This is a genomic window from Vicinamibacterales bacterium (assembly GCA_036012125.1).
In the GTDB taxonomy this organism is placed as follows: Bacteria; Acidobacteriota; Vicinamibacteria; order Vicinamibacterales; family UBA823; genus UBA11600.
This window is the reverse complement of sequence record DASCOS010000004.1, coordinates 167,431-192,072: the sequence shown is the minus strand read 5'-3', so window position 1 is coordinate 192,072 and position 24,642 is coordinate 167,431. Positions and strand designations below refer to the sequence as shown.

Annotated in this window: 29 protein-coding genes; 16 read left to right on the top strand and 13 right to left on the bottom strand. The window is 56.6% G+C overall.

Annotated features, from left to right (window positions below):
* Positions 1 to 13: 13 nt before the first annotated feature.
* Genes QGH09_02150 through QGH09_02140 form a run of 3 tightly spaced genes read left to right on the top strand, consistent with a single transcriptional unit; the run spans position 14 to position 2,834 of the window.
* The gene (locus QGH09_02150) at positions 14 to 1,294 is read left to right on the top strand and encodes an NAD(P)/FAD-dependent oxidoreductase (protein HJO16987.1); all 1,281 of its coding nucleotides are present in this window, start codon (positions 14 to 16) and stop codon (positions 1,292 to 1,294) included.
* Positions 1,291 to 2,310, top strand: a complete 1,020-nt coding sequence (locus QGH09_02145; protein ID HJO16986.1) for a squalene/phytoene synthase family protein — start codon at positions 1,291 to 1,293, stop codon at positions 2,308 to 2,310. The genes QGH09_02150 and QGH09_02145 overlap by 4 nt, the downstream gene beginning before the upstream one ends.
* Before the next feature lie 17 nt (positions 2,311 to 2,327).
* Positions 2,328 to 2,834: a hypothetical protein gene (locus QGH09_02140; protein HJO16985.1), complete on the top strand. Its 507-nt coding sequence runs from the start codon at positions 2,328 to 2,330 to the stop codon at positions 2,832 to 2,834.
* A 4-nt stretch (positions 2,835 to 2,838) separates the two neighbouring features.
* Here the strand turns inward: QGH09_02140 and QGH09_02135 are convergent, their stop codons facing one another.
* Positions 2,839 to 3,378: a cob(I)yrinic acid a,c-diamide adenosyltransferase gene (locus tag QGH09_02135; protein ID HJO16984.1), complete on the bottom strand. Its 540-nt coding sequence runs from the start codon at positions 3,376 to 3,378 to the stop codon at positions 2,839 to 2,841.
* A gap of 49 nt (positions 3,379 to 3,427) precedes the next feature.
* Here QGH09_02135 and QGH09_02130 point away from each other — a divergent pair, with 49 nt between their 5' ends.
* Complete coding sequence (locus QGH09_02130; protein ID HJO16983.1) at positions 3,428 to 4,141, top strand: A/G-specific adenine glycosylase; 714 nt, start codon at positions 3,428 to 3,430, stop codon at positions 4,139 to 4,141.
* A complete protein-coding gene (locus QGH09_02125) occupies positions 4,138 to 4,542 on the top strand; it encodes a (deoxy)nucleoside triphosphate pyrophosphohydrolase (GenBank protein HJO16982.1) in 405 nt (134 codons plus the stop codon). The genes QGH09_02130 and QGH09_02125 overlap by 4 nt, the downstream gene beginning before the upstream one ends.
* Here QGH09_02125 and QGH09_02120 read toward each other — a convergent pair.
* On the bottom strand, positions 4,508 to 5,545 hold the full coding sequence (locus QGH09_02120) for a glycine cleavage T C-terminal barrel domain-containing protein (GenBank protein HJO16981.1): 1,038 nt from the start codon (positions 5,543 to 5,545) through the stop codon (positions 4,508 to 4,510). The two genes, QGH09_02125 and QGH09_02120, sit on opposite strands and share 35 nt — an antisense overlap.
* 89 nt (positions 5,546 to 5,634) lie before the next feature.
* Between QGH09_02120 and QGH09_02115 the strand changes: the two genes are divergently transcribed.
* The 5 genes from QGH09_02115 (at position 5,635) to QGH09_02095 (ending at position 10,579) form a co-directional block, all read left to right on the top strand.
* Positions 5,635 to 7,281 carry an alpha/beta hydrolase gene (locus QGH09_02115; protein ID HJO16980.1) on the top strand — a complete coding sequence of 549 codons (1,647 nt, stop codon included), beginning with the start codon at positions 5,635 to 5,637 and terminating at the stop codon, positions 7,279 to 7,281.
* 96 nt (positions 7,282 to 7,377) lie between these two features.
* Entirely contained in the window at positions 7,378 to 8,565 is a 1,188-nt protein-coding gene (locus tag QGH09_02110; GenBank protein ID HJO16979.1) for a Re/Si-specific NAD(P)(+) transhydrogenase subunit alpha, read from the top strand.
* Positions 8,565 to 8,843 (top strand): NAD(P) transhydrogenase subunit alpha, encoded by a 279-nt coding sequence (locus tag QGH09_02105; protein HJO16978.1) that lies wholly within the window; start codon positions 8,565 to 8,567, stop codon positions 8,841 to 8,843. The genes QGH09_02110 and QGH09_02105 overlap by 1 nt, the downstream gene beginning before the upstream one ends.
* Before the next feature lie 4 nt (positions 8,844 to 8,847).
* Positions 8,848 to 10,248, top strand: coding sequence for an NAD(P)(+) transhydrogenase (Re/Si-specific) subunit beta (locus tag QGH09_02100; protein ID HJO16977.1), 1,401 nt, complete (start codon positions 8,848 to 8,850; stop codon positions 10,246 to 10,248).
* Between the two features lie 13 nt (positions 10,249 to 10,261).
* On the top strand, positions 10,262 to 10,579 hold the full coding sequence (locus QGH09_02095; protein ID HJO16976.1) for an FHA domain-containing protein: 318 nt from the start codon (positions 10,262 to 10,264) through the stop codon (positions 10,577 to 10,579).
* 60 nt (positions 10,580 to 10,639) lie between these two features.
* On the opposite strand, the gene QGH09_02090 is transcribed toward QGH09_02095, so the two are convergent.
* The gene (locus tag QGH09_02090) at positions 10,640 to 11,287 is read right to left on the bottom strand and encodes an MBL fold metallo-hydrolase (protein HJO16975.1); all 648 of its coding nucleotides are present in this window, start codon (positions 11,285 to 11,287) and stop codon (positions 10,640 to 10,642) included.
* A 50-nt stretch (positions 11,288 to 11,337) separates the two neighbouring features.
* Between QGH09_02090 and QGH09_02085 the strand changes: the two genes are divergently transcribed.
* Positions 11,338 to 12,330: a threonine/serine dehydratase gene (locus tag QGH09_02085; GenBank protein ID HJO16974.1), complete on the top strand. Its 993-nt coding sequence runs from the start codon at positions 11,338 to 11,340 to the stop codon at positions 12,328 to 12,330.
* Between the two features lie 65 nt (positions 12,331 to 12,395).
* On the opposite strand, the gene QGH09_02080 is transcribed toward QGH09_02085, so the two are convergent.
* The 3 genes from QGH09_02080 to QGH09_02070 all read right to left on the bottom strand — a co-directional run bounded on the left by QGH09_02080 (position 12,396) and on the right by QGH09_02070 (position 14,458).
* Positions 12,396 to 13,121: an SDR family oxidoreductase gene (locus QGH09_02080; GenBank protein HJO16973.1), complete on the bottom strand. Its 726-nt coding sequence runs from the start codon at positions 13,119 to 13,121 to the stop codon at positions 12,396 to 12,398.
* A gap of 129 nt (positions 13,122 to 13,250) precedes the next feature.
* Positions 13,251 to 13,916, bottom strand: a complete 666-nt coding sequence (lipB, locus tag QGH09_02075; protein ID HJO16972.1) for a lipoyl(octanoyl) transferase LipB — start codon at positions 13,914 to 13,916, stop codon at positions 13,251 to 13,253.
* Between the two features lie 239 nt (positions 13,917 to 14,155).
* On the bottom strand, positions 14,156 to 14,458 hold the full coding sequence (locus QGH09_02070) for an HU family DNA-binding protein (GenBank protein HJO16971.1): 303 nt from the start codon (positions 14,456 to 14,458) through the stop codon (positions 14,156 to 14,158).
* A gap of 177 nt (positions 14,459 to 14,635) precedes the next feature.
* Here QGH09_02070 and queF point away from each other — a divergent pair, with 177 nt between their 5' ends.
* Positions 14,636 to 15,004, top strand: coding sequence for a preQ(1) synthase (queF, locus tag QGH09_02065; GenBank protein HJO16970.1), 369 nt, complete (start codon positions 14,636 to 14,638; stop codon positions 15,002 to 15,004).
* Entirely contained in the window at positions 14,994 to 15,326 is a 333-nt protein-coding gene (locus QGH09_02060; GenBank protein ID HJO16969.1) for a Smr/MutS family protein, read from the top strand. Before queF ends, QGH09_02060 begins: the two co-directional genes overlap by 11 nt.
* 103 nt (positions 15,327 to 15,429) lie before the next feature.
* On the opposite strand, the gene QGH09_02055 is transcribed toward QGH09_02060, so the two are convergent.
* Positions 15,430 to 16,242, bottom strand: coding sequence for a sulfite exporter TauE/SafE family protein (locus tag QGH09_02055; GenBank protein ID HJO16968.1), 813 nt, complete (start codon positions 16,240 to 16,242; stop codon positions 15,430 to 15,432).
* Positions 16,214 to 17,170 carry a ketopantoate reductase family protein gene (locus QGH09_02050; protein ID HJO16967.1) on the bottom strand — a complete coding sequence of 319 codons (957 nt, stop codon included), beginning with the start codon at positions 17,168 to 17,170 and terminating at the stop codon, positions 16,214 to 16,216. Before QGH09_02050 ends, QGH09_02055 begins: the two co-directional genes overlap by 29 nt.
* A 49-nt stretch (positions 17,171 to 17,219) precedes the next feature.
* Here QGH09_02050 and QGH09_02045 point away from each other — a divergent pair, with 49 nt between their 5' ends.
* Complete coding sequence (locus QGH09_02045; GenBank protein HJO16966.1) at positions 17,220 to 17,897, top strand: nitroreductase family protein; 678 nt, start codon at positions 17,220 to 17,222, stop codon at positions 17,895 to 17,897.
* A gap of 81 nt (positions 17,898 to 17,978) precedes the next feature.
* Here the strand turns inward: QGH09_02045 and QGH09_02040 are convergent, their stop codons facing one another.
* From QGH09_02040 to ribA, 4 genes are all read right to left on the bottom strand, one after another.
* Positions 17,979 to 18,518 (bottom strand): phosphoglycerate mutase family protein, encoded by a 540-nt coding sequence (locus QGH09_02040; protein ID HJO16965.1) that lies wholly within the window; start codon positions 18,516 to 18,518, stop codon positions 17,979 to 17,981.
* 37 nt (positions 18,519 to 18,555) lie between these two features.
* The gene (locus tag QGH09_02035) at positions 18,556 to 19,908 is read right to left on the bottom strand and encodes an APC family permease (protein ID HJO16964.1); all 1,353 of its coding nucleotides are present in this window, start codon (positions 19,906 to 19,908) and stop codon (positions 18,556 to 18,558) included.
* Positions 19,909 to 20,022: 114 nt separating this feature from the next.
* Positions 20,023 to 21,126 (bottom strand): diaminopropionate ammonia-lyase, encoded by a 1,104-nt coding sequence (locus QGH09_02030; GenBank protein HJO16963.1) that lies wholly within the window; start codon positions 21,124 to 21,126, stop codon positions 20,023 to 20,025.
* Between the two features lie 73 nt (positions 21,127 to 21,199).
* Positions 21,200 to 21,796 (bottom strand): GTP cyclohydrolase II, encoded by a 597-nt coding sequence (gene ribA / locus QGH09_02025; GenBank protein ID HJO16962.1) that lies wholly within the window; start codon positions 21,794 to 21,796, stop codon positions 21,200 to 21,202.
* 122 nt (positions 21,797 to 21,918) lie between these two features.
* Here ribA and QGH09_02020 point away from each other — a divergent pair, with 122 nt between their 5' ends.
* Together QGH09_02020 and QGH09_02015 are read left to right on the top strand one after the other, a co-directional pair.
* The gene (locus QGH09_02020; GenBank protein HJO16961.1) at positions 21,919 to 22,950 is read left to right on the top strand and encodes an AIR synthase family protein; all 1,032 of its coding nucleotides are present in this window, start codon (positions 21,919 to 21,921) and stop codon (positions 22,948 to 22,950) included.
* Positions 22,951 to 22,981: 31 nt separating this feature from the next.
* Positions 22,982 to 23,878 (top strand): peptidase MA family metallohydrolase, encoded by an 897-nt coding sequence (locus QGH09_02015; protein ID HJO16960.1) that lies wholly within the window; start codon positions 22,982 to 22,984, stop codon positions 23,876 to 23,878.
* Positions 23,879 to 23,901: 23 nt separating this feature from the next.
* Here the strand turns inward: QGH09_02015 and QGH09_02010 are convergent, their stop codons facing one another.
* Positions 23,902 to 24,639, bottom strand: coding sequence for a succinate dehydrogenase/fumarate reductase iron-sulfur subunit (locus QGH09_02010; GenBank protein ID HJO16959.1), 738 nt, complete (start codon positions 24,637 to 24,639; stop codon positions 23,902 to 23,904).
* Between the last annotated feature and the right edge of the window lie 3 nt (positions 24,640 to 24,642).

The window sequence follows — 24,642 nt, the reverse complement described above, 5'->3', positions numbered from 1 at the left end:
AGCCGTGTCCCAAATGCCACAATCTGCTTCATCCTCCTCAACGTGGGACGCTGACGCCGTCGTGGTTGGCGCTGGACCGGCCGGCAGCGGCACGGCGGCAGCGCTCGCCCAGTTGGGACACAGGGTCCTCTTACTCGAGGCAGGACGGTTTCCTCGTGACAAAGTCTGCGGTGACGTTCTACTTCCAGAAGTTGCCACAGCGATGACGATGCTGGGCACGAGTCTAGACGAACTGGCCCCAGACGCGTTCACCATCGAGGGGTGCAACTTCACTACGGGTAGCGGGCTTCGAGTAGGTGCTGATTTTGTTGATTTACACGGACGGAAACACCTGTGGCGAATCCTGCCCCGGCGCATCCTTGATGAACGCCTAGCTCGATACGCTGAGCGCTGTGGGGCTCAACTACGAGAGAATCAACTCCTAGAGCGGGTCGACTGGGACTCCACCAAGCAACTGAACGTGCTGCAGGTGAAGCAGCGTGGCCATCGTGTTACCTATTGTGCTCCCGTTGTCGTTGGCGCAGATGGTGCCTTTAGTCGAGTCGCGGCAAGTCGGGGTCTCGCGCCCATGTTCGGCACACAGCCCCGCTATAGCGTTGCGCTGCGCGCCTACACCGACCACACAGCGTCAGCACCTCGGTTCGAAGTGATTACCAACGGCCAGTTCGAGCGCGGTTGCTGTTGGATCGTGCCAGTGTCGACACATCGCGCTAACGTTGGCGTCGGGCTCTTCGACGCACGCCACCGTCCGACCCGTGGTGAGCTAATTCAGCATCTGACCCGGATGATTGGTTCCCGAATTAGCCTTTCTTGTACCCAAGAGCTAAAGGGTTGGCAATTGCCATCGGCCAGCCTGAGGCGTCGAACTGTAGCCGATGGAGTTCTGCTCGTCGGTGACGCGGCGGGATTCGTCGATCCGTTTACCGGGCATGGGATTCATAACGCACTTACCAGCGGGCTTCTAGCTGCCCGCGCGGTTCATGATGCAATCACTAGAGCTGATTGGCGTGCGACGAGCCAGGCACTACGTGGTTACGAGCTGGCGTGGCGGCGACGATTCATGGTTGACTTCGGAACCGGCAGACTCCTGCAGCATGTCCACGGAAATCAGCGACTACTGGAGAACCTAGTTGCGCGCGCCAAGCATGATAGCCGCTGGGCTGGACAACTCATGGGGCTTATCGGCCACGCCGGTCCAAGAAATCACCTGTTAAATCCAAGATTTCTTTGGCAACTGCTCCAGTCGAGTTTCGGACGGCCTGACGCGTTACCTGCGTGGAGTGATCCTGCATGACCAGAATCCCTCAACAGTTCTGGCGCCCGGGTTCGCTGACCGGTACGGACAGTATCGCCGAGACGATCGCCGCCAAGGACCTTAACAACCTCTATCGGGCAAGCTGTTTCTTCACCGAGATCGAACGTTACCGAGCGTTCTGTGCACTTTACGCGGTGATGAGACTCGTCGACGATTGCGTCGATGCAGTCCTTTCCGAGGGCCTGAATAGCAATGCTGTGCCTCATACACAGCGGATTCTTCTCGCATGGGAGGACACGGTCTCTGCGGCGCTAACCGATCGGCCACCAAACCGTGCCGCGCTCCAGGCGACCAAAGAGCCGCGTGCAGCTGATGTTCTAGACGCTTTCGGGCGGGGCATCGCACGGTTCCCAGTAGAACCTTCGCTTTGGAGTGCTTTTTTCGATGCTATGAAGAGGGATCTCGAGCGTGACAGATTTCAAACCTTTGAGGAATTCTTACGTTATGCCCGTGGCGCGACGGTGGCACCGACAACCATTTACCTCTACCTGATCACAGCGGAACAGGGCACTGATGGAGTCTTTCGCATCCCGGCAGACTTCGACCTACAGGGCTGCGGCTACAATCTCGGGCTGTTCGCGTATGTGAGCCATGTACTGCGAGATCTCCGCCAAGACTTAACCACTGGTAAGCGAGGGCTAGTCTATCTGGCCGGCGACGACATGGCGACGCACCGCGTGACCGAGGCAACACTGCTAGAAGACCTAGGACGGGAACATGCTAGCCCGGCCCTTAAGGCGTTAGTCGAGGACCTGGCGGGACGGGCAGACTCATGGCGACGTGCGGGTGAAGCACAACTTACACCTCTCAAAGGACAACTGCCTGCCGACCGAATGTTTGTGCTGCAGTTGATTATCCGGCTCTACATGGCAACACTGGAAAAGATCGCGGTGTGTGATTTTGATCCCATGACCGAACATCACCTTTTAACCGATGCCGACAAAGAGCGGCTCGGGCTGACGGTTGCGGCCGAGACCAGTGCGGCAGAAATTTAAATCTACGGCAAACATTGATGCGAGATCTCATTGCCGCCGCTTTCGCCGCACTGCTGCTCGTCACCGCAGTGAGCCTCGGCTCAACACTCCACATGTTGCGTAAACGCCGTCAGGCGCAACGCCGGCGCGAGCACCAGCACGGCCGGCGCGTTGTTGCTGAACTTCCATCCGGCACCGACATGACGCTCTTCAGTGAAGATGACAATGCCTTTTTCTACCGCGATGCAACGATCGACAAACGACGCACTACGGCTGTGCGCATGCTGATTAACGGATCTCCGATCGCGGCCTACGAATCTAAACGGTTTCAATCGTCGCTGAAGGCAATGCCGACTGCCTTTGAGGACCGCTCTGAGGGTATCGCGCATGATCGATGGGACGTAGCCATCGAGACAATCGGTGAGACAACGCTTGTAGAATGCGGCGCAATCCGAGAACGGATTTCTCAAGAGTTAGCCCGACGAATTTTCGATTGCGTGAAGCTGGATCTCGTGGAGCGGGATGACGCAACCGGGCCCGTTTGAACGCTTACCACTCGATCTCCTGCATCTTCGCACGTGTGTTCACGGCCCGGGCGAGCATGAAGAGAAGGTCGGACAGTCGGTTAATGTAGACCCGTACCGCTCGCTCGACAACATCGCTTCCCAATGCAACAATCCGGCGCTCTACTCTGCGGCATACGGAGCGCGCCAAGTGCAGTGCTGCTCCAGCCGGCGTGCCGCCAGGCAGAATGAATTGCCGCATCTCAGGCAATTCTTCGTCGAAACGATCAATCCACGACTCCAGCCGTTCCACGGCTCGACCATCCAAATCGACCTTCGTAATCCGCTCGGCTATCCGGCGTCGCGGGTCGGCCAATCGCGCACCAATCGCAAAAAGGTCGCGCTGCACATGCGTGGTGATCTCAATCAGGTCTGGCTCAGTCAGGTGGGCGAGCACCAGCCCAAGTACTGCGTCCAACTCGTCAACCTCCCCGCAGGCCTCAATCCGCGGATCGGACTTCGACAGACGGGCACCATCAAAAAGACCGGTCTCTCCGTCATCACCGCTACGGGTGTAGATCGACACAGCGCAATTATAGTGCCAGCGTTGGCACATCGACCGGCCACCGAAAACGATGACCAGTGAGCGTAGCCTCTTGCGTTTGACCTTGCCGGCCCCAGTGGACCGACAGAAGTTCCGGCGTCAGCTTCTCACATGGTACTGGAAACACGGCCGCGACCTGCCCTGGCGTCGAACGCGCGATCCGTATCGCATTCTCGTATCGGAGATCATGCTGCAGCAGACGCAAGTCGACCGAGTGATGCCGAAGTATAAGGAGTGGCTCAAGAAATATCCGACGCTTAAAGCACTCGCGGCGGCAAGACCCCGGGACGTAATCCGCACTTGGTATCCACTCGGATATAACATTCGGCCCAGGCGGTTGCACGCTATCGCACGGGAATCGGTGCTACGGTACGGAGGTGCCCTGCCCGATGACGAGACGACGCTTCGATCTTTCAAAGGGATAGGTGCCTACACAACCGGCGCGATCCTAAGTTTCGCCTTCGGCCGCCGGGCGGCGATTCTTGACACCAACGTGGCGCGCGTCCTGTACCGGTTCTTTGTCGGCACGGGCGACCTGCGTGCCCATGCCTTGCAGCGCCATCTCTGGAGTCTGGCTAGGGTGCTGCTACCTCGGCGACACGTATTCGATTTCAACCAGGGCCTTATGGATTTTGGCGCAACAGTGTGTACAGCGCGACGGCCTCGATGCCGTTCCTGCCCCATGGCCACCGCATGTCGTACCGGGCCAATCGACAGTCGTCCTGCGGGACAACGCAAGAAATGAGTAGCGTACCCCTTGATGTGGTAGCGGCGGTTGTTGAACAACGTGATCACTTCCTGGTTACGCAACGTGCGGCGGGCGATCATCTAGGGGGGTGTTGGGAGTTTCCTGGCGGAAAACTGGAATCTGGAGAATCGCTCACAGATGCACTGCGACGGGAAATGCGCGAGGAGCTAGGCGTTGAGGTTGAGATTGGCAAAAAAATCGACTGCGTGGAACACGCCTATCCCGACAGGACCGTATGTCTACACTTTTACCATTGCCAACTAAAGGGGAAACCACGTTCGATGCTGAAGCAGCGGATCCGTTGGGTCAAACGACGTGAACTAGCCACACTGGAGTTTCCACTCGCCGATAAAGCATTAATCGTCAGGCTAACGAAGGTGGGAACGGAAGTTCCGTAACCTCAGCAGCGACCCGACGCTCACCGTCCGCTACCTCGACACGTGCACCCGGCGCCGTGTACGCACGCTGAACATAAGCTAAGGCAATCTGTCGACCGAGTCGCGGCGACGAGATTGCGCTCCTCACTCGACCAATTGTTTCATGACCGTCGTAGACGGACTGGCCCGACAAGGATTCCGTCGTGTGGTCCTGTGAGAATATCAGGCCGACTAGACGTCGTGCGACGCGTCCTTTGCCACGATGCAGGATTCGAATGATAACCTCCTGACCGACATAGCAGCCCTTCGTTTCACTGATGGCCCGTGCCTCAATACCGGCCTCAAGCGGAATCGTGTCTTGGTCCATATCGGCGCCGAACCGAGGCGTGCCGGCCTCGACCCGGAGCGCCTCCACTGCGCCAGCACTCCCCCACTCAAGACCTAAACCCTCAAGCTGCGCATTTATTTGCCCGCTGTAAGCACTTGAAACACCGAGGTCAATGCCAGGAATACCCAACTCATCGTTGCTCACGGCCAGCACTGGCTTTCCGTCGAGCACCCACCATCCGTTGTCGAGACCTTGATAGGCCGTTACAGCCTTCTTTCCTGACAGGGTTCCCTCCGGCCGTAAAATTGGCTCCAGGCAAGCTGCCGCACCCGGCCCACGCACACCAACCCAATACCAAGTTGAAGATTCGTCGTTGACTTGGACATCCTCAGAAAAAACCAGCATTGAGAACCGAGAGGTCAGGGTGTCAGACATCGCAGAATCAACGTCCAGCAGTAACCGATCTCCGAGATTCAGAACCCTCATGTCGGCGATCATGCGCCCCTGCGGCGTGAGGTAAGCAGCGTAACAACCTGCGCCAGTTGTCAGCCCCGAGATGTCGTTCGTAAGAAGCCCCTGCAAGTACGAAGCACAGTCGCTGCCCTTCATATTTATCGCGCCCCGATTACTGAGACTCACGAGCCCAGCCGTTTCACGGAGCTTTTCGTAGGACTGGATTAGCGTTGCGCTGACCATGTAACCAACCAGTTCGCACACACAGGATGGTATGCTGGGAAGTGATGCGTGTGCCGGCCTATTGTACCGTCGCCTTCCTGGCGACGGCAATGTGTTCACTCGCGGCTGCTGACCAGTCAGTTCCCAGACCAACCCCAGGTCAGTCTACGTTCAATATCTTTTTTCAGCTCACTCTCGTGGGAACCGAGGAGATCCGGGTGGAGGAGACCGAGTCAGGCTGGACAATCAACTCAACGGGCCGAGTGTCGGGTCCGCTCGACCTAGCCATTCGACAGTTTGAGATTCGTTACGACGATTTGTGGCGGCCGGAGACTCTGTTCATTGATGCCACGCTTGCCGGTGAGCCTTACAGGGTGCAGACAACATTCACGGAAACCAGTGCGACGAGCGATATACTCGTAGGTAGCGAGACCAGCAGTAAAGTAGACGCTTTATCAGCCGGGACTATCGTCCTCCCAACGAACTTTTTTGCGTCGTACGAAGCCCTCGCGGCACGCCTATCAGTAGCCGAGGTTGGCACCGCTATTCCTGCCTATATCGCACCACAAGCTGAGATTACTATCCGATTAAACCGAACGAGTGAGCAGCGGATCACCACAAGTGCCGGCACGGTCGAAGCACAGCGGCATCATGTGACCTTTCTCAACAGTCGTAATCCCTTTGATGCCGAAATTTGGTCTGATGCTGGGCATCGATTACTACGTATCAGTATGCCAACGATCGGGCTCGACATTGCGAGGCAGGAAATCGTCTCGCTATCAGCTCGGCAGGAAACCGTGCGAAATGAAGGGGACGAAGACCTGTACATCCCCGCTTCGGGTTTCAATCTAGCAGCGACACTCACCAGGCCACAGCTCTCTCCCGCGGCCTCGCCTGAAACCGATAACGACCGTGAGTGGCCCGCCGTTGTCCTTGTGCCAGGACCCAATTCAACCGATAGGGACGAAACATCTTCGGGCGTGCCAATCTATGGCAACTTGGCGGGCGGCCTCTCCGACGCCGGTTTCATCGTCGTCCGTTACGATAAACGAGGGGTCGGCCAGAGCGGCGGCCGGATCGAAAGCATCACACTCGCGGAATACGCTGAAGATGTTAGGTCGGTGATTCGTCATCTTCGTGACCGGGCTGACGTAGACGAGCGTCGAATTGCCGTAGTGGGCTACGGTGAAAGCGGTTGGGTCGCCATGCTAACCGCAGCGAAGGAGCGCAGGATTACTGCCCTCGGATTGGTGGCGGTTCCGTCGACACGCGGTGTGGAGTTCGTCCTCGAACAGCAGCGACAAACGCTCGTACGCATGGAGATCAGCGACGAGGAGCGACTGAGTAAGATGGAGCTACAGCGACGGATTCACGATGCGGTCCTGACGGGCGATGGCTGGGATGATATTCCGCCTGACATGCGCAAGCAGGCTGACACGCCGTGGTTTTCGAGTTACCTCAACTTCTGGCCGGCCGACGTCATTCAGGACCTACGCCAGCCAATGGTGGTCATTCACGGCGGTCTCGACCGGCAAATCGTTCCAGGACACGCAGACCGCCTGCTCGAGATGGGCCTAGCACGGGACCGGAGGGTAGCAACTGAATTGGTCCGCTTCGACGCCCTAAACCACCTTTTGGTCCCAGCCGTGACGGGTGAGGTTAACGGATATCCAACGCTTGAGACACGGTCGGTCAGTGCTGAGTTAATTGCCGCCCTCGGTGAGAAGTTACACAAGGTCATGCCCTCTCGCCGTTGACGCGTAGGCGACGAACGAGTGGCCCTCGGGATTGGAAGGCGCGTATAATGCTTGGTTGAAGTTGGTCGCATCTTTAACGTATGAGATCACAAATTCATGATCGTCGGAATCCCTAAAGAAACGTTTCCTGGCGAACGGCGTGTTGCCATCGTTCCCTCAGTCATTCCCTCACTCACAAAAGCTGGCCTTCACATCCTTACTGAGGCCTCCGCCGGCGACGAGGCAGGATTTCCTGATGCAGCGTTCCTTGACAAGGGCGCACAGCTAGCAAGTGATCGCGGCCAGCTGTTCGCCGATGCCGACATCGTGCTCCAGGTTCGTACTCTGGGTGCAAACCCAGAAGCAGGCCGAGTAGACCTCGATCTGTTGCGGCAGGGTCAAGTCATCATCGGACTCTCGGAGCCACTCACCGCACTTGACTCGGCCCAGGCACTCGCTGAGCGTCAGGTAACGGCATTTTCGCTCGAGTTGATCCCGCGCATCACGCGTGCCCAAAGCATGGATGTGCTGTCATCGATGGCTACGGTGAGCGGTTACAAAGCCGTGTTGCTCGCAGCAGATACAGCACCTCGCATGTTCCCGATGCTGATGACTGCTGCCGGTACAGTCAAACCAGCACGGGTCCTTATTCTCGGCGCGGGTGTAGCTGGCTTACAGGCAATCGCCACCGCCCGGCGGCTCGGAGCCAACGTCGAGGCGTATGACGTTCGTCCGGCAGTCAAGGAACAGGTCGAGAGCCTTGGCGCAAAATTCGTCGAACTTGATCTTAAGACTGCGGATAGCGAGGACAAACGCGGCTACGCTAAAACTCAGGACAAAGCGTTCTATCAACGCCAGCAAGAGGCAATGGCTGCAGTGGTCGCTGGTGCTGATGTGGTGGTTACCACTGCGCTAGTCCCGGGGAAAAAAGCTCCCATCCTCATCACTAGGGAGATGGTCGATGGAATGGCACCCGGGTCTGTCGTTGTCGACCTCGCAGCCGAGCAAGGTGGCAACTGTGAACTGACCAAGGCTGGCCAACCGACGGTGCACCGCGGTGTGACCTTACTCGGTCCGACGAATGTGGCTGCCAGCGTGCCGTATCACGCTAGTCAGATGTATGCAAAAAACATCACGTCCTTTCTGCTTCACTTAATCGACGACGGAAAGTTCGTCTTGGACCTGGAGGATCAAATTACCAAGGAGACGCTGGTGTCGCGCGATGGCGAGGTTGTCAACTCAAGACTGCGTGAACTCCTCGGCACTATCACTCCCGCGATTGACAACGAAAGGACCGGCGCCTGATGGACGCTTTCATTCCGCTCCTTACCATCTTCCTGCTCGCGGTTTTTGTCGGCTTCGAGATCATTACGAAGGTGCCTCCGCTACTTCACACGCCGCTAATGTCTGGTTCTAACGCGATCTCGGGCATCACGATTATCGGCGCGATGATCGCTGCTACAACACCAAACACGCTAACGACCGCCCTCGGCTTCTGCGCACTCGTGCTGGCCGCCACGAATGTCGTCGGCGGTTTCCTCGTCACCCACCGTATGCTTGAAATGTTTAAGAAGAAGGATTGACGCTTTGGATTCGTCTGTTATTAACCTGACATACCTCGCCGCGTCGGTTCTGTTCATCCTTGGCATCAAAGGGTTAACCCACCCGCGCACCGCCGTTCGTGGGAATCTTTACGGCGCGACTGGCATGTTGCTGGCAATAATCGCCACACTGGCAACCCGCGATGTTTTTGGGAGCGGTCTCCAGGGGATTGGCGTAATCCTCACTGGTATCGTCATCGGTGGTGGGATCGGCGCCACGCTCGCGTTAAAGATTCAGATGACCGCGATGCCACAAATGGTCGCACTGTTGAACGGGTTTGGGGGCGGCGCCTCGGTCTTCGTCGCTGGCGCGGCGCTCTTTGACGCAACCGAACCAACCACCCAAATGACGGTTGCAACGGTCGCTTGCGGGATCATTGGCGGCATTACTTTCTTCGGCAGTCTCGTCGCATTCGACAAACTGCAGGAGTTGGTACTGCCCGGTAAGCCGATGCACTTCCCTGGTCAGCAGTTTGTGAACCTATTGCTTGGAATTGGCGCACTCACCGTAGGCGTCCTGATCGTGAACAACCCGGCGATGACGAATCTCTATTGGGTGCTTGTCGCGCTTGCCTCGGTCGGTGGGATACTGCTCACTATTCCAATCGGCGGTGCTGACATGCCGGTTGCGATCGCGTTGCTCAACTCTTACTCCGGGTTAGCGGCAGCCTCGACCGGTTTCGTCCTCGATAATAACGTGCTCATCATTACGGGATCGCTCGTTGGCGCGTCTGGTCTAATTCTCACGCGGATCATGTGCAAAGCAATGAATCGATCCCTAACCAACGTCCTCACAGGCGCAATCGGGCCAGAAGTCGAAGGCGGCGGCACCTCGGCAGATGAAGTCTACGCGGGCCGGGTCAAGTCGGCGTCACCCGAGGAAGTCGCGATGTTGTTTGACTCAGCACGGCGGGTGGTGATCGTCCCCGGGTACGGTCTTGCGGTCTCACAGGCCCAGCATGCCATTCGCGATCTCGCGAATCTACTCGAGTCGCAAGGTGCCGAGGTGGAGTTCGCGATTCATCCAGTGGCTGGTCGGATGCCCGGTCACATGAACGTCCTGTTAGCCGAAGCCGACGTCGCTTACGACAAACTTCGTGAAATGGATGACGTCAACCCTACCTTCGCTGAGACTGATGTTGTTATCGTCATCGGAGCCAACGATGTAGTCAATCCGGTCGCGAACACCGACCCAGCTAGCCCAATCGCTGGAATGCCGATTCTCGAAGTAGACAAGGCGCGTACTGTGGTTGTCATCAAGCGTAGCCTTAGCCCTGGCTTCGCTGGTATTCCAAATCCACTCTTCGCTGCTGACAAGACACTCATGCTCTTTTCTGACGGTAAGAAAGCAGCTTTGGATCTAATCTCGGCCATTAAGGAGGCCTGAGCGGGTTCAGTCGATGTGGTTACTGAAAGTCAAAGTGGAGTTGCTGTCAGAAATCACAACAACCACTCCTGCCACCTTGCGGGTCATGCCCGGCGCGATGAAGACAATCGGCCGCGCCCCAACAGCAGACTTTACGCTCGACTGCACTCTTGTATCTCGTTTGCACTGCCGGCTCATCAGCACGAACGACCGTCTTGAAGTCGAAGACCTCGACAGCACAAACGGCACCTTCGTCAACGAGCAGCAGGTTAAACGTAAGATGCTTACCTCGGGTGACACGCTGCGCATCGGCCAAGTTGAGCTAACAATATCTGAGGAATCGGCACCTTAGGGCTTCTTGGTCTATTACTACTAATCAGTCATCAACAACGAGTCTAAAGACTGAGAAACGTCAGGTCCTACTAACGAGAAATGGATTCGTCTGGCGTTCGTGCCCGATGGTCGTCTTCGGGCCGTGACCTGGGTAGACTTCAGCTTCATCGCCAAACGGCAGCAACACTTCTCTAATCGTCCTGAGCAGGAGCGCGTGATCGCCTCCAGGCAGGTCGGTCCGGCCAATTGACCCAGCGAAAAGAGTGTCGCCAACAAACAACATCTGCCCTGACGTGCCGGCCTCTCCCACCTGCAGGCAGACTCCGCCGGGACAGTGACCCGGCGTGTGATGCACGACCGCCTCGTACCGGCCAAAGCGGAAGGGACCGACCTCGTCGTAATAGTGGTCAATCGGAGGCAGCGGGTCGACCCGTAGACCAAACAGAGCACCCTGCTGCACGGCTCCGTTGTACAAAAACAGGTCGTCTCGATGCAGACAGACTGGAGCATCAAGCATTTCCTTGCACTTCGCAACCCCAGTGACGTGGTCGACGTGAGCGTGAGTCAGTAGGATGTATTTAATAGCCAACTGGGTTCGCTCAACAATAGCCAATAGATCATTTACTTCATCGCCGGGATCGATGATGACGCCTTCCTGGGAGGTTTCACATCCCAGCACGAACCCGTTCTTAAAGAACGGCTCAACAGTCCGGCTTTCCAGTAGCATAAGTCACTCCGCGCGCGCGCATCTTTAGAGTATAGAATTGCGGCACTTTCATGTCGATTTCACTCGATGACATTACGGCGGCGAGAAATCGAATCGTTAAATATATCCGGCGAACACCGTTGGCCCAATCACCATGGCTCTCGGAAATAACCGGTGGGCGAATTCTGCTTAAAGTCGAATCGTTACAAACGACTGGCTCCTTCAAGCTGCGCGGTGCGGTCAACGCACTCGCGTCGCTACTCGAACATTCTGACGCGGTGGCACCGCGTGTCGTGACGGCATCAGCCGGGAACCATGGACGAGCTATGGCATGGGCAGCTGAGCGCCTCGGCGTCGCATTAACGGTGTTTACCTCAAACGACGCCCCCAAAACCAAGCGTGATGGAATTCGTCACCACGGTGCCGACCTACGCGATACGGCGCCGACCTACGACGATGCGGAACGGCTAGCCAAGACATTCGCTATAGAGAGCGGCGCTACTTACATCTCTCCCTATAGTCATCCCGACATCATCGCGGGTGCTGGAACGGTCGTGCTGGAAATCCTCGAAGAGGTCCCGAACATACATTCGATTCTGGTGCCAACTGGCGGGGGCGGACTCCTGAGCGGAATCGCCATCGCCATCAAGGCAGCGGCACCCGAGACACAGGTGGTTGGCGTCGAACTCGAAGTATCGCACCCCTTTCGTACCAGCCTGAAAGCTGGTCGGATTACTGAGATTACCGTTGGCGAGACAATCGCCGACGGCCTAAGTGGCAATCTAGACCCAACCACAATTACATTCGCACTTGTGAAGAAACTCGTCGACAACACGGTTGTCGTGAGTGAGGAGGGATTGCGTAGGGGCATCTACGGTCTTGTCGCGAATGAGCAACTGATCGCTGAGGGTGCAGGCATTGCGGCTGTGGCCGCTTTGCTTGAAGGCGCAGTCAAGCCCGTCGGTAAAACCGTGGTTGCGATTGTGTCGGGTGCTAATATCGACGTTGAGCAGTTCACGGAGATTTTATTGGAAGGGCGAAACTATAACGCAGGGCTGAAGTAACTAGGAACCGAGGTCAACTGCAATAACTCAATGCCCCCTGTTCGTCCATGTTGTGCCTCAGGAACTCATTTCTTGGGCTTCGAAGGTCGCATCTCTACCCTGCTAGCCAGCGTCCGCCGATTAATGGACACAATATCGAGCACCACTTCAGCAACGTCTTCGGCTGTCATCTTCCATTCAGAGCCTGCATGCGCCCGTCCTCCGTCGAAAGCCGTTGTCACCGAACCAGGCATTACATAACTGACTCGAATATCGTCGTACCGAACCTCCTGCATCAACACTTCGCTGAACATATTGAGGGCGGCTTTCGAGGAGCAGTAAGCGCCCCCCATGGGAAACGCGTTCTTACCTGCAAGACTACTAATGTTGATAATGAACCCGCCACCGCGTCGCCTGAGATGTGGAATGGCTGAGCGGCAACAGTGAAAGACACCGGATAGATTGGTGTCGATGATGCTACGCCATTCCTCCAGTGACTGATCGACGATCTTCGTATAGCCACCAACACCCGCGTTGTTGATTAGGATATCGAGGCCTCCGAAATGCTTGACCGCCTGCGTTATAAAGTCTTCGACCTGACGGGGGTCGCGTACATCCAATGCCGCACCACACACGCGGTCCGTGCCCATCGACAGGTCCTGTATCGCCCGTTCGACCCTCGCTTCGTCCCGTGCGCCGATCATGACGCTTGCGCCACAAGCTTGAAACGCCGCTGCAATGGCCAAGCCGATACCACTCGAACCACCCGTGACGATAGCGACCTTGTCGGTCAGTTGCGGTGTGTCAGTCATTTCACTAGATTACAGCCTCCAACTCTCTCTCTATACTCATCTTAGCCATCATCGGCACTAATGCACACTCGGAGGCCAGATTGGATAACAGACGGTATACGGACCAGTAAACTCACGGCGTTTGGATCATCATACAAGGGCGGTTGTGCGGACCGCTCGACCGAAGACCTCGCTGAAGCTGGTCACGACCGCAGCTTCAACATCAGCGAGAACTAACTCTTGGTCGAGCAGTGCAGAAAGCGACGTCACACTCTTATCAACGATCCCACACGGCACAATCATTTCGAATCGAGACAGGTCTGGAGAGACATTGAAAGCAAAACCGTGACTAGTGATCCAGCGTGAGATCCGGACACCAATGGCACCAAGCTTCGCTTCGCCCACCCACACACCAGTGAGACCGTTAACCCGCCCCGCAACAATACCGAACGCAGCCGCCGTGCGGATCATGACTTCCTCGAGATCTCGGACGTAGCGCCGCACGTCGCATCGGTCGGGCTTGAGGTCGAGAATCGGGTAACCAATAAGTTGCCCGGGACCATGATAGGTGACGTCGCCGCCACGACCTGTATCGACAATATCGATAGCCTCAGCATCCAGCGCAGACCGATCGACTAAGACATGATCATTGGACTCGCGCGCGCCAGCGCCGCGCGTAATGACATGCGGATGCTCGAGTAGCAACAACAGGTCAGAGACTCGACCGTGGCGTCGTTCCTCTACTAGAGCGTGTTGCAACGTGAGCGCATCACAATAGCCAACGGTGCCGAGGGACCGCACCTCAAGTTGTCTCATGGGTGATGAGTACAAAGCGGAGTCGGATCTGTGAGCCACAACCATTCGACAGAAACAGTGGGGTCCGACCCAGATGCGATAGGGCTACCGGACCAAGTTTCAATGCTGCTCAAACAAAGGTCGAGGCTAGGCTGGACGTAGTGAGGACGCGAGTGCGCCGCGGCCCCCAACCAGCTCAAGACCCTTAAAAAGCGGCTGAAATGGGGGGGGGGTCGCGGTGGATCCTAGCGCTCGCCCGGTTATTTCTTTCCCGGCAGAACGGAGTCTTTCAACTGCTTCGCAATGCGAGCCTTAACAACGGTCTTCGCGGGAATCTGGATGGTCTCGCCCGTGGCGGGATTACGTCCCTGTCGGGCCTTCCGGTTCTGCACCACCAACTTGCACATCCCAGGTAGCACAAACTCATTCGCTCGCTTTAGTTCAGACTCAGCGAGTGAATTTAACTCATCAAAAAACTCACGAGCCTGCGCTCGCTTGATCTCGAACTTTTCCGCAAAATGCGAGAAGAGCTCAGACTTACCCATCCTTCGGGCATCGGCCATCGGCGTCCCCCTGACTCAAGCGCGCGAAGAGCACCCAACGACCGTCGCGCGCGCGAGCGACTGTCGCAGCCAAAACCAAAAACCGTGGCATCCTAGCCTGTGGTTCTCTCAGTGTCAATGATGACATGATTTTGCCATCACGGACCATCTGGCACGACAATGCTAAAATCTCTTGACATGCCAGCTGCCACGATCGATACATTTCCTAACCCACGCTCTGAGCGCAATTACGAAATCGCCATTCACTGTCCAGAGTTTACGTCAATATGTCCCAAGACAGGGCTACCAGACTTTGGCGAAATCAGGATCACCTACGTGCCGGACAAGCTGTGTGTTGAACTCAAAGCGCTGAAATACTATCTCATCGAGTACCGGAACCGCGGGATTTTTTACGAAGCGGCGACCAATCAGATCCTCGACGATCTCGTTGCGGCCTGCCACCCAAGACGGATGACGGTGGTCGGAAATTTCTCGGTGCGCGGGGGGATCACAACGTCGGTCACCACTATCTACGACCCGTCCAGCGAACGGTCTGATGCGACGTAACACCTCCGGAGACAGATATTTCATCGACCGCCCCGGAGCCCTCAAACTGGCGCATCCTGTGCCGATCGAGGGCACTCTCGACCTCCATCCGTTCGAGCCACGAGACATCTGCGCTGTCGTAAACGAGTATGTTCGGGAATCGTATAAGGCCGGTTTTGAGGAAATTAGGCTTATTCACGGCCGTGGTACAGGCAAACAACGAGGCGCTGTCCAGGCGACTTTGGAACGGCACCCTCTGGTCGATACCTTTAGAGACGCACCGGAAAGCCACCTCGGAGCAACTATCGCCACATTACGCGGATCTCGACCACGAACGCCATAACCCCACAGCCACCCCGGTGCCCTTCAACCTCCAAGAGGTGCCTAGAACCAAGTAGTTAAATTGGCCTTCGGTGTTTAATCGAAAAGTGGAATCACGCTCTCTCTTACGTCGTCCACGCTTTCACCAACGTCGCGATCGCACCGAGATAAATGATACCGGCCACCACTCGCTTGAGTGGCCGCTCGGGAATAAGCATCGTGCACTTGGCACCGAGAACGGAGCCGGCCGCCGAGCCGACCACCAGCAATCCCAGAAGGTTCCAGTCAACCCCAACAACGGCGAAGTGCGTAAGCCAAGCGGGAATGCCAATGATAATTGCGATGACAATGTTCGAACCCACCACCTGCTGAGCGGGCATACGAAAAAGGTAGAGCATGGAGAGAATCACGATACTCCCTGCGCCCACAGAAGTCGCTCCAAGCAGAACTCCGGCAAAGGACTGCACCACAGCGACCGCCAGCACGCCCCGAGTTTTGATGTTGAAAGGTGAAAACGGCTTTCGTCGACCGCTCGGACTGCTCTCTCCAGACTCCCAAATAATCAACGAGGCCACCAGCATCAACAAGCCGCTCATAACAAAGGGGAAGACCTGCTGGATAGAGTCGTCGGTCCAGTGGACAATGCGCGCACCTAGAATGGCGCCGGGAATCCCTAGGCCTCCGTAGAGTAATGTAAGCCGCCAGAGCACCGTTCCCTGGCGCACATGCTGCACGGCACCAAAAACTTTCGTGATAGAGGCATAAATGAGAGTGACGGAAACAGCTGCCTGGTAGCTCAACCCCAAGACCGCATACAGTGCTGGAGCGAGCAGGGCACCGCCACCGACGCCAGTCAGACCGATGAGAAAGCCAAGAATAAAACCGATGGAAATGATACCCACTACACGCTCATCCGCATGCCGAAGCTCCTCCGGCATGCGGCCTTAGTTCCGCATACAGTGCCGCGATGATTGGCGTCGCGATACCCAAAGCTTGACCCCGGCGGACGATCGTCCCCTGAAGCGCTTCTAGTTCGATCCGCTTGCCTTGGGATAGGTCGATAAGCATTGACGAGCGAGTCTCCGGTGGGAGTGAATCCATATATTCACGAACCTCCTCTGTGACCGTTGCACTCACATTCACACCTTCGGCCCGCGCTACAGCCTCAACCTCGGCGACAGCCGCCATGAAACGCGCCTGTGTGTCCAAATCGTTCCACAACACTCCAATCGGTGACCGCGCCGCGCCGGTGAAAGCCGCAAAGGGACAAAGGTAGATGAGTTTTTCCCACAACTGTTGTCGCGCATCAACCACTGTCTCGACCTCGATGTCAGCAGGCTCCATAAGGCGCCCAAGGGCTACCACACGGTCCGACACGCGCGACCGTTGGCCGAACACTTCGCCAAAAACGATTTTCCGGTGTGTCCCAGTTTGCTCAATGAGTCCAGGTTGGGCGAGTCCGGTAGCGATATATGTTGCTCCACCAAGAACATGGGATTCGCCCACAACTGCAGCGACCTCATCCGCACTGTCGATACCATTTTGCAGTGTGAGCACGACCGTTCGGTCTCCGACAAGCGGCACGAGCATCGGCAGTGCCGTGTCGTTGTCATAGCTCTTTACGGTGAAGAGGACCACGTCGACCGAACCAACCAGTGATGGATCGTCGGTGGCCTCAACCGGCACTGTGAAGTCGCCTAAAGGGCTACGAATCTGCAGGCCGCCTTCACGCATAGCCGCAAGATGAGCACCACGAGCGAGAAAACTCACGCGGTGCCCGACTCGTGTCAGTTTTGCGCCGTAGTAGCCACCTACGGCTCCCGATCCAAGAATTGCAAAGTGTTTTGTTTGGGGTGTGTTCATCATCGGCGAATGATCTTACCCCGGCTCCCGCATTTCGTGGAAAGATTGAACAATGACGAAGAAGACGACTCCAACGTTTCTCCCGCTCACCCACTATCGCGAAACCCCAGAGCCTGAGATGCGCTCCCGCGCCCAAGAATTCTACGATGACGTCAGGCGGCGACGAACAGTACGTGAGTATTCTGATCGTCCAGTGGATCGACAAGTTATCGAGAACTGTCTCCGTGCTGCGGGCACAGCGCCTAGCGGGGCAAACCTACAGCCGTGGCATTTCGTTGTTGTCTCAGACCCGGCCGTGAAGAGCCAAATCCGGAAAAGTGCGGAGGAAGAGGAGCGCGCCTTTTACGGTGGACGTGCGCCTCAGGAGTGGCTGGAAGCCCTTGCCCCGTTGGGCACCGACTACCAGAAGCCATTCTTGGAAACAGCACCCATTCTGATAGCCATTTTCGGTGAAACCTACGGAGTATTGCCTGATGGCCGCAAGGTGAAGCACTACTACGTTCAGGAATCAGTAGGAATCGCAACCGGAATGCTCATTACCGCACTACATCACGCCGGACTGGTATCGCTCACGCATACACCGAGCCCGATGGGTTTCTTGAACGAGATCCTTGGCCGTCCGTCGCACGAGCGGCCGTTTCTGTTACTTGTGGTGGGCTATCCGGCCAGTGACGCCAAGGTCCCCGAGATCACGAAAAAATCACTCGAAGAGTTCATTAGCTTTGTGTAGAAAACTGGTGCTGACCCTAACGAGCGCCAGGCACACTGAGTGACTGTAGGGTGGGTGGGTAAGCCTCCTCGCCGACTGAGTTCAGAAACGGATGCGAATTACGGTTGGGGAGCCTTGCTCCCGGGGTACTACGATGAATAAATTGTCGTATTCGTCGCTGCCGATCGGAACCGCTTCCGGATGACCAAGTGCAGTGAGTAAGGCCGGCACCGTGTTCGAATGTCCAACCACGAGAACATGGTCTGCGCCATGCTGGACATCCAGTTGCGCAGCAAGACTTTCAACGTATCGGCTCACGGCTGGGTCTGAATTCATCATCGTGCTTATGTCATGGGTCGGCCCGGTCTGTATCTCAAGGCCGAGCACCTCAGCCAGCGGCGCAGCGGTGCCAAGGGTGCGCTGGTAGGTCGTCGAGTAGATAGCGTCGATTCCAACATCCCTCAGATGCCGAGCTAATATCTCCGCCCGCGCTTCACCTTCCACCGACAGCGCCGCATCGGGCGATCCATCAACACGCTCGGCATGCCGGACGACAAAAATCGCTTCCTGGGCACTGGCTGGCGAAGGCATAGCCACGACCACTAAACACACAACGGACACACAGCGTAGTACGAAAATCATCTAGTTACCTCCAACACAACTCTTCCCACTTACGAGATTACTCCGAGCCACGATTCCACGTTACCGCTGATTCGTGAGATACCGTCTGCTGTGCGCCCGGCCCGCCGTTAATACGGTCGTTCCACAAGAACACAATCATCCCTACGGCCAACGCTAAAGCACCACCCATCAACTGTTCGCGCGATGCGCCAACGAGAATTACAAGTGACACCACAATGGCAAGGACGGGGACAAGTGGGCCTACCGGTGTGCGGAAAGTCGGCGAACGAACACTCCCCTGAAATTCCTGGCGTCGTAGACGCAGGGTGGCGGCCGCCACCCCCGTATAGGTAATGAGCCTAGCTACCGCACTGGCCGTTGCCAGCGCCACGAACGAGCCCGATAGTGCCAGCGTCATAGCAATCCCCGTGGAGACCAGAATCGAGACTGACGGTGTGCGATAGCGAGGGTGTACATACGCAACCTGCGGTGGTAGCTCGCCGTGTTCGGCTAAGGCGAACAGCATCCGAGACGAGGTGAGCACCTGGCCGGCGTTATTGCCTGTCATCGATACAACTGACCCAAGTCCGATCATCAATGCACCACCAGCGCCTAAGAAGACGAAAGCCGCGTCAGCTAGAGGGGTCGCGGATGTGCTCAGCCCAGGTAAGGTCCCCATCGCTACTACTTGCGCCAACAACATAACCAAAGTAACTGTGATGATCGTCGTAACCATGGCAAATGGTACCTGCCCGCGTGGATTCGATGCTTCACCCGCCGGGACAGTCACGACGTCAAAACCGCCAAACGCGAAGATCAGTAGTAAGCCGGCAGCCGAAGCCTGAGGCCACGACACTGGGGCGTAAGTCATGAACGGCTCGGCCTTCAAGAAGAACAGGCCAACCAAGATGAACACTCCCAACGGCAGCAGCTTGCTGATAGTAAAAAAATTGATGGCCCACGCGCTCTGTCGCACCCCCAATAAATTGATATACGCGAGCAGACTGAAGAGCCCAACGATAAAGAGCGCGTGCGGTACACCACTGGTCATCGCCGGAATGTAGAATCCCAGCGCTAGTGGAATACCATTGGCAACGCCCGCCCAACTTGTGATCCGTGTCACCCACTGCATCCAACCCACTTCGAACCCGACGAGGCGGCCAAACGCCGCGCGAGTGTAGACGTAGGGTCCGCCCGTGATCTCAAAACGACTAGCCACCTCAGCAAAGCAGAGAGCGATGAGCAATGATGCTATGCCAGCTAAGATAAAGGCCAAAACACTCCAGGCATTGAGCTCCGCGGTGACGCGAGACGGAAGCAGGAAGATGCCGCTGCCGATCACCTGGTTGACACCAATCGCCACTAGGTCCCATTTGCCGAGAGTGCGTCGCAGGGTGGCCGGAATCGTCATGTCGTCTTCGCAGCGCTCACCCGCGTCAGTTGATCACGGGGCTGTATCATCCCCGGGATTCGCACCACGAGCAAGTGAGCTCACTAAAAGGATGGCAGGGGTTATCAGCGACACTTAATCGCCAACAATTGAACGGTAGAGCGTGGGGTCGGTGGCCCCCTCGGTATTGACGACAAGGACACTCGACTGAGGACCAAGGTTGGCGCTGTCGCGGACGGACTGGAACACATCATGACTCATGATTGCCTGGAGGGCCCCGAGTCCACATGCACCGGAAGCACCCGCCACAATTTCGGGGTCACCCGCTAAAGGATGTGCAAGGCGCCGCATCGCCCACGCAGCCCTTTCATCGTCAATCGTTACAACAGCATCGACCGCGTCGGCGAGTACCGGCCAGATGATCGGTGAAATCTCGGCACACTTGAGGCAGGCCATCATTGTGTCGTGTTCTGGTACAACTGTCGGACGGCCAATCCGTGCTGATTCAAGTAAACATGGCGCTACCGTCGGCTCGGCAGCAATAAAGAACGGTCGGCTCGTGCCGTGGTGCTGTGCGAACCAGCTTGCCCCAGCACAAACTAGACCGCCAACGCCACCCTGTACGATCACCACATCAGGCACGGAAGACCATTGTGCCTGGACCTCCGCCATCATCCATGTGTATCCCGCCATAATCCATCGAGGCACCTCGTCATAACCCGGCCACGAGGTGTCGGAAATTATCAGCCAGCCCTCACGCCTCGCATCACGCACCACGCGCCGAATTGAACCTTCGTAGCCGACATCCGTAACCACGACGTCGGCGCCTTCATTCGCGATGGCGTCAACTCGCGCAGGAGCCGTGCCAACCGGTAAATACACCCTTGCCGTGAAGCCGAACTCGCGCGCCGCCCAAGCGACAGCCCTTCCATGGTTTCCAGCTGAGGCACAGACCACAATCGGTGCCTCGTTAGAGACGCGACTCTCCATGATTCGGTGGAACGCGTACAACACACCAAGAATCTTGAACGCGTTCAGTCCAAAACGACTGGATTCGTCTTTTATGAGAACCTCGCCGAGGCTGAGCTCTTCAGCGATGCCTCTGAGCCGATGCAAGGGTGTCGGTTTGAGTTCGGGACGAGCGCCATAGAAAGCCTCGACCAAACCGAGTTCCTTAGAGGAAATAACGGGGTCGGTCGGAATACATCGCTCGCGTGGGTTAAGCCAGGCAGCTTCCATATTGCACCTGCCCGATTACCATTTCCAGCGGCACGCCTTAACTACCGGATGTGTCACGATTCTACGCAAGTGGTCACCCGCGACGCATGTGGCCGAGTCGCCGCCGCTTTGTTTCAAGATAGTTTGCATTCTCCGCTGTTTCGCTCACCACCAGCGGCACCCGCTCAATAACCCGCACACGCGAACGCTCGAAAGCTGCAACCTTATTCGGATTGTTCGTGAGCAACCGAATAGCCATTACACCGAGGTCCTCGAGTATGTCTACAGCGACTGAATAATCTCGTTCATCAGGTTCGAAGCCAAGATGGATATTAGCTTCGACCGTATCGAGTCCATCATCCTGCAGGTTATAGGCGCGCAGTTTGTTCAGAAGTCCGATTCCACGGCCTTCTTGCCGTAGGTAGATTAGGATGCCCGCAGGAGCCTCTCCGATGGCCGCTAGCGCCTGATCGAGTTGCTCGCCACAATCACACCGTATCGAAGCGAGCAGGTCGCCGGTTAGACATTCCGAGTGTATGCGGAGCAGCGGTTTTGATTCCGAGTCGGTCGACCCGCGCACCAACGCGAGGTGTACACGTGCTGCCTCGCCCTCACGCTCCTCGAGGTAAGCATGCAGTAAGAACTCTCCATACCGCGTCGGCAACCGCGATGTCACAGTGCGTTTAACCATGCTCTACTCTTCCATGCGCAGACCAACGTTTCATTATACAAAGAACGCCTGAATAGGACCCTGGTGGTCACACCAGCTGAGAATTGACCGGTCTTCTACCGCGTGCTACCCTCGGCGCCCCCGTGCCCTCAGATAATCAATTTCCGCGCGTTCAACCTGGGAAACTTCCCGCCGACAAGCTCCGAACTCTACTTGCGGGGCTACGCCGGGAGGATCCCCGTGTAATCATCGGACCGAAGGTGGGTGAAGACGCGTCAGTAATTACATTTGCTGACCGTTGCCTCGTTGTCACGACCGACCCGGTCACCTTTGCTACGGATCGCATTGGCTGGTATACCGTCCATGTTAACGCCAACGATATCGCGGTTATGGGTGCCACTCCGCGGTGGCTTTCTGTCGTGCTGCTCTTGCCCGAACACAACACCACCGAGACACTTATCGACGGAATCATGAGGGACGTGCACGACACTGCTCAATCCCTCGGAATAACCGTCTGCGGTGGACACACTGAGATTACCACTGGCCTCGATCGGCCGATCGTAATTGGCCAGATGCTGGGTGAAGTCACGCGTGACCGACTCGTAGCAAAGACCGGACTAGAAGTCGGCGATCAGATTATTCTCACGCAAGGGGTCGCCATCGAAGGCACTGCCCTCCTGGCACGCGAGAAGCGTGACGTTCTTCGTGGGCAGGTAACCGACGATGTGCTCGCCCGCGCTGAGCAGTTTCTGTTCGATCCCGGCATCAGTGTGGTCGATGCTGTTCGCACCGCGCTTGAAGTCGGTTCTGTGCATGCCATGCACGACCCCACGGAAGGCGGTTTAATTGGTGGACTCTGCGAGTTGGCTGCGGCCTCGTCGACCGGTCTTCATCTTCGATCTGACCAGGTTCCGATTTTTCCAGAAACCGCTGCTATTTGCCGCCCGTTCAAAGTGGATCCAATGCGGCTCATTGCGTCGGGTGCATTACTGATCGGTGCACCTGGGAACGATACGGATCGAATTATCGCAGCACTGGAGTTGCAGAACATTCCAGCAGTCGTAATCGCTGAAGTGCGACCAGCAGCGGCAGGTGTAACGATTGAAGCAAACGGTGTCACCCTTCCCCTCCAAACACCCGACCGTGACGCAATCACGAGTGTGCTCGGACACTGACCATCTTTACTCGAGCGACAAGGTGGCCATTATGCGGCTTTGGCAGAGTGCTACGTTCGTCCTCTGGTGGGTCACAGTCTGTTTATTCACAACACCGGTTAGCGCGCAGACCCTACGGCTTGAGGTGAGGGCGCCGGAGGAGTTCAGCGGGATCGCCAGACAGATCAGAAATTACGACCCCAATCCATTACTTGAGACTCCCTGGCTTTCCGATGTGCGTGGCCTAGCAGCGCCTATCTTGGTGGAACTAGTCACCGAATCGGTGGCACGGCGAAATGGCATACCAAATTGGGTCGCTGGTTATGCTGTCACCGAACATAATCTGATTGCCCTCTTTCCTACCAGAACACCTTCTTATCCGAATAACTCGCTGGAATCTGTATTGCGCCATGAGATCGCTCACGTACTGATCGGGCGGGCCGCCCGCGGCCGTCCCTTGCCCCGGTGGTTCGACGAGGGATTAGCGATTACGGTTGAGCGGCCTTGGAGCCTTACCGACCGCACTCGATTTGCCTGGACCCGAGTCGTTGATCACCAGATGTCGTTCGAATCCCTCAATCACCGATTCGGCCAAGGCCGTGTCGCCGCCGAGCGAGCTTATGCTATTTCGGGTGCGCTCGTGCGTCGATTGATTCACGAGTACGGGGTCACGGCACCGGCTAAGATTCTGTCGACGGTCGCCGCTGGTCACTCGTTCGATGCAGCGACTCAAGTGGCGACAGGACGGTCACTGACATCACTAGAACTGGAATTCATGATGAATCAGTCTGTCGTTGAACGCTGGTTACCATTTCTCACCGGCGGTTACACGCTTTGGTCGGCCGTGACACTACTTGCTTTGCTGGCGATCTGGAGTCACCGTCAGAAGCGTAAAATTCGCCGGCAACGATGGGACGAAGAGGAAGCTGCGTTCTGGGATGAGGACTAGTCTAGTGATCAATCACAATCCCATTATCGAAATATCCGCAAGAGTTTCGAAAGTGGGTCGTAAAGGCGGTCAACCACGCGTTCCTTGAGCGGTATGATTGCATTATCAGTGATCGTAATCTCTTCAGGACAGACCTTGGTGCAGCACTTCGTGATATTGCAGTAGCCGATCCCCTCGGTCTGAGCAAGCTCCTCAACGCGGTCAGCAACATCAAGCGGGTGCATTTCCAAAGCCGCCGCGTGGACAAAGAAGCGCGGCCCGATGAACTCATCATGCTTCCGGTGGTCGCGCAGGACGTGACAGACGTCCTGGCAAAGAAAGCACTCAATGCACTTCCTAAATTCCTGAACCCGATTCACATCGCGCTGCTGCATCCGCCAGGTTCCGTCGTGAGCATCGGCTGGCCGAGGTGTGAACGGCGTGATTCCCTGCTTGACACTAAAATTCCATGAGACATCAGTCACCAGATCCTTGATTAACGGAAAGGTCTGCATTGGTTCAACCGTGATCGGTCGATCGGTCGGAATCGTGTCCATGCCGGTCATGCACATGAGCCGAGGATTACCGTTGACCTCGGCTGAGCACGAGCCGCATTTCCCTGCCTTACAGTTCCAGCGTACCCCGAGGTCGTTCGCCTCCTCAGCCTGAATCTTGAGCACAACGTCGAGTACAACCATCCCTTCGGCAACCTCAACGGAATACTCTTGGAATACACCACCATCGGCGTTGCCACGCCAGATCTTGAACCTCGCAGTGCTCATATC

Excerpts from the sequence above, each read along its gene's own strand:
- QGH09_02105 (HJO16978.1), top strand. The coding sequence starts at position 8,565 with ATGGACGCTTTCATTCCGCTCCTTACCATCTTCCTGCTCGCGGTTTTT.
- QGH09_02060 (HJO16969.1), top strand. The coding sequence starts at position 14,994 with ATGCGACGTAACACCTCCGGAGACAGATATTTCATCGACCGCCCCGGA.
- QGH09_02140 (HJO16985.1), top strand. The coding sequence starts at position 2,328 with ATGCGAGATCTCATTGCCGCCGCTTTCGCCGCACTGCTGCTCGTCACC.
- QGH09_02130 (HJO16983.1), top strand. The coding sequence starts at position 3,428 with ATGACCAGTGAGCGTAGCCTCTTGCGTTTGACCTTGCCGGCCCCAGTG.
- QGH09_02080 (HJO16973.1), bottom strand. The coding sequence starts at position 13,121 with ATGACTGACACACCGCAACTGACCGACAAGGTCGCTATCGTCACGGGT.
- QGH09_02035 (HJO16964.1), bottom strand. The coding sequence starts at position 19,908 with ATGACGATTCCGGCCACCCTGCGACGCACTCTCGGCAAATGGGACCTA.
- QGH09_02110 (HJO16979.1), top strand. The coding sequence starts at position 7,378 with ATGATCGTCGGAATCCCTAAAGAAACGTTTCCTGGCGAACGGCGTGTT.
- QGH09_02125 (HJO16982.1), top strand. The coding sequence starts at position 4,138 with ATGAGTAGCGTACCCCTTGATGTGGTAGCGGCGGTTGTTGAACAACGT.
- QGH09_02120 (HJO16981.1), bottom strand. The coding sequence starts at position 5,545 with ATGGTCAGCGCAACGCTAATCCAGTCCTACGAAAAGCTCCGTGAAACG.
- QGH09_02015 (HJO16960.1), top strand. The coding sequence starts at position 22,982 with ATGCGGCTTTGGCAGAGTGCTACGTTCGTCCTCTGGTGGGTCACAGTC.
- QGH09_02115 (HJO16980.1), top strand. The coding sequence starts at position 5,635 with ATGTGTTCACTCGCGGCTGCTGACCAGTCAGTTCCCAGACCAACCCCA.
- lipB (HJO16972.1), bottom strand. The coding sequence starts at position 13,916 with ATGAGACAACTTGAGGTGCGGTCCCTCGGCACCGTTGGCTATTGTGAT.
- QGH09_02055 (HJO16968.1), bottom strand. The coding sequence starts at position 16,242 with ATGCCGGAGGAGCTTCGGCATGCGGATGAGCGTGTAGTGGGTATCATT.
- QGH09_02040 (HJO16965.1), bottom strand. The coding sequence starts at position 18,518 with ATGATTTTCGTACTACGCTGTGTGTCCGTTGTGTGTTTAGTGGTCGTG.
- QGH09_02095 (HJO16976.1), top strand. The coding sequence starts at position 10,262 with ATGTGGTTACTGAAAGTCAAAGTGGAGTTGCTGTCAGAAATCACAACA.
- QGH09_02085 (HJO16974.1), top strand. The coding sequence starts at position 11,338 with ATGTCGATTTCACTCGATGACATTACGGCGGCGAGAAATCGAATCGTT.
- QGH09_02150 (HJO16987.1), top strand. The coding sequence starts at position 14 with ATGCCACAATCTGCTTCATCCTCCTCAACGTGGGACGCTGACGCCGTC.
- QGH09_02145 (HJO16986.1), top strand. The coding sequence starts at position 1,291 with ATGACCAGAATCCCTCAACAGTTCTGGCGCCCGGGTTCGCTGACCGGT.
- queF (HJO16970.1), top strand. The coding sequence starts at position 14,636 with ATGCCAGCTGCCACGATCGATACATTTCCTAACCCACGCTCTGAGCGC.
- QGH09_02030 (HJO16963.1), bottom strand. The coding sequence starts at position 21,126 with ATGGAAGCTGCCTGGCTTAACCCACGCGAGCGATGTATTCCGACCGAC.
- ribA (HJO16962.1), bottom strand. The coding sequence starts at position 21,796 with ATGGTTAAACGCACTGTGACATCGCGGTTGCCGACGCGGTATGGAGAG.
- QGH09_02090 (HJO16975.1), bottom strand. The coding sequence starts at position 11,287 with ATGCTACTGGAAAGCCGGACTGTTGAGCCGTTCTTTAAGAACGGGTTC.
- QGH09_02010 (HJO16959.1), bottom strand. The coding sequence starts at position 24,639 with ATGAGCACTGCGAGGTTCAAGATCTGGCGTGGCAACGCCGATGGTGGT.
- QGH09_02070 (HJO16971.1), bottom strand. The coding sequence starts at position 14,458 with ATGGCCGATGCCCGAAGGATGGGTAAGTCTGAGCTCTTCTCGCATTTT.
- QGH09_02045 (HJO16966.1), top strand. The coding sequence starts at position 17,220 with ATGACGAAGAAGACGACTCCAACGTTTCTCCCGCTCACCCACTATCGC.
- QGH09_02050 (HJO16967.1), bottom strand. The coding sequence starts at position 17,170 with ATGATGAACACACCCCAAACAAAACACTTTGCAATTCTTGGATCGGGA.